We start from the raw sequence: 2,475 nt of genomic DNA on the forward strand, positions 1-2,475 counted from the left end.
GCAAGCCGTTCTGGGGCGGGCTGCGGATCGGTTGGATCCGGGCCTCCGCGCCACAGGTGCAGCGGTTCGAAAGCCGCACCCCGCCCGCTTCAGTCGGCCAGCCGGGCGGGGAAGCCGCCGGTGGCCACCGGGCCCCACGAGGTGATGGTGACCCGGATCAGCGACTTGCCCTGGTGCACCATCGCCTGCCGGTACTCGTCCCAGTCCGGGTGCTCGCCGGAGATGCTGCGGAAGTACTCCACCAGCGGTTCGAGGGCCTCCGGCAGGTCGAGCACCTCGGCGGTGCCGTCGATCTGCACCCACGGCCCGTTCCAGTCGTCGGAGAGCACGCACGCCGACACCCGCGGGTCGCGGCGGATGTTGGCGACCTTCGCGCGTTCGGGGTAGGTCGAGATCACCAGCCGCCCGGCGGCGTCCACCCCGGCGGCGACCGGCGAGGACTGCGGGCGCCCGCCGGCGCGGGTGGTCATCAGCACCACCCGGTGCCGGGGGCGGAGGAACTCGATGAGGCCGTCCCGGTCGACCCGGGAATTGCGAGCGATCGTGCGTGGCATCGTTCGTTTCTACCAGCCGTCAGGCCAGCCAGCCCGTCAGGCGGGACGGTCGGCGGACGGTTGGCTGGGCACCCGGGGGCGCACCGACGGCCGCCAGGCCCGGCCGTTGGCGTAGATGACCCGGAAGCCGAGGTACGAGGCCAGCGGCGCCCAGTGCGCCGAACCCATGCGCAGCTCGGCGGCATTGTGCCGCTGGCCGTTGGCGAGCACGTCGAGCAGGACGGTCTCGAACGCCGCCGACTCGACCCAGTCCACCTCGCGGGTGAAGCCGCAGATCAGCGCCGCACCGGTGACGTCGAGGAACTCGCGCAGCACCGACTCGGAGGCGCGCAGCACCGAGCAGCTGCCGAAGTAGAGCCGCCGTCCCTCGCAGCGCCCAGCCATCCGCTCGGCCATCTCGGCGAGTTCGACCGAGTGCCAGTCGGTCAGGCACAGCCGGTTCGGCTCGCCGTGCATGGCGAAGAAGCCCAGCCGGTAGTCGGCGTACTGCTTCAGCAGCCAGCGGTCGAGGAAGTAGAACAGCTCGTCCCGGGTGGCCGCGTCCTTGTGGATGAAGCGAACCCGGCCCAGCCGTTCCAGCAGTTCGAGGGTGGGCAGCACGGATCCGCGCTCGTTGAGATCCCGGTGCCACTGACCCTCGACGCAGAAGATGCCACCGCGCGCCACGCCCACCTCCCGGTCGTCGCCCGCGCTGACGTTACCGGCCCGCCTGGGCCCGGGAACATCACCCTCGGTGCGCCCGACTGCGACTTTCCGCGCGGTATTAACGCCTCTGCGGCAACGCAGGGGCGATTGCCCGGTTCGCAAAACGGCAGAATTCCCAGCTGATCCTCAGGTACGGCGAGTCGTGAGAACAATTCTCGTTAATCGCCACTGATCCGCCGCTCAGCTGCGATGGTGGATTTTGCGGGACGACCCGCTCTAAGTCTCGTACTCCATCCCATTCACTCTCATATCGGGAGGACTTCTGTGCGCGTACATAACTTGAAGCGGGCTGTCGTCGCCCTTGCCCTGGCCCTGCCGGGCGCCGCGATCGCCTCGGTGGTCGCCGCGCCGGCAGCCCACGCCGATGCCTGCTACACCTGGAACCGCAACCTCTACCAGGGACGCTCCGGCAGCGATGTGCGTGAGCTGCAACTGCGGGTCGCCGGTTGGGCCGGCAACCGCAACATCGTGGAGCTTGACGGCCGGTACGGCCCGAAGACCGCCGCCGCGGTACGCCGGTTCCAGTCCGCGTACGGCCTGCGGGTCGACGGGATCGCCGGGCCGCAGACCTTCGCGAAGCTGTACGAACTCCAGGACAACGACTGCACGCCCCGGCACTTCAGCTGGAGCGAGATGGACGACGGCTGCGGCCGGGGCGGGTGGACCGGCGGCCCCCTGACAGCCGCCGAGACCCGGCAGAACGCCCTCCATACGATGTGGAAGCTGGAGGCACTTCGGAAGAGCCTCGGCGACCGGCCACTGATCGTCAGCAGCGGTTTCCGCAGCCGCGCCTGCAACAGCCAGGTGGGTGGGGCGACGGACAGTCAGCACCTGTACGGCGGCGCCGCCGATGTCGTCTCGCGCAACAGGTCGCTCTGCCAGATCGCCCGCGAGGCCCGCGACCACGGCTTCACCGGCATCCTCGGCCCCGGCGTCGAGGGCCACAACAACCACGTCCACCTCGACTCCCGGCGGGAGAACAACCGGGACCGCAGCCCGAACACCACCTACCAGGCCGCACCCAACTGCGAGATCGCCGCCAGCAACGGCTGAGGTCGCGACGCCGGCCCGGGCGCGGGCGGGGGCAAGAACCGCGCGCTCCGGGCCGACGTCGTACCGCCGGCGGGCGAGCCGCTCTCACTCGCCCGCACCTGCGTCGCGGCCACGTCCACCGGATTCGTCCGCAAACCCGCGCCGGCGCCGCCCGGCGCGTTGA

Annotated in this window: 3 protein-coding genes; 1 reads left to right on the top strand and 2 read right to left on the bottom strand. The window is 70.6% G+C overall.

The features are described 5' to 3' along the window. Positions 1 to 89: 89 nt before the first annotated feature. Positions 90 to 554 (bottom strand): PPOX class F420-dependent oxidoreductase, encoded by a 465-nt coding sequence (locus tag AB0M52_RS33185; protein WP_363961804.1) that lies wholly within the window; start codon positions 552 to 554, stop codon positions 90 to 92. Positions 555 to 590: 36 nt separating this feature from the next. Next, positions 591 to 1,220 carry a hypothetical protein gene (locus tag AB0M52_RS33190; protein WP_363961805.1) on the bottom strand — a complete coding sequence of 210 codons (630 nt, stop codon included), beginning with the start codon at positions 1,218 to 1,220 and terminating at the stop codon, positions 591 to 593. 303 nt (positions 1,221 to 1,523) lie between these two features. Here AB0M52_RS33190 and AB0M52_RS33195 point away from each other — a divergent pair, with 303 nt between their 5' ends. After that, positions 1,524 to 2,312, top strand: coding sequence for a D-Ala-D-Ala carboxypeptidase family metallohydrolase (locus AB0M52_RS33195; protein WP_363961806.1), 789 nt, complete (start codon positions 1,524 to 1,526; stop codon positions 2,310 to 2,312). Positions 2,313 to 2,475 lie beyond the last annotated feature (163 nt).

This window comes from Micromonospora sp. NPDC051296, from assembly GCF_040682255.1.
Taxonomy (GTDB): Bacteria; Actinomycetota; Actinomycetes; order Mycobacteriales; family Micromonosporaceae; genus Micromonospora; species Micromonospora craterilacus.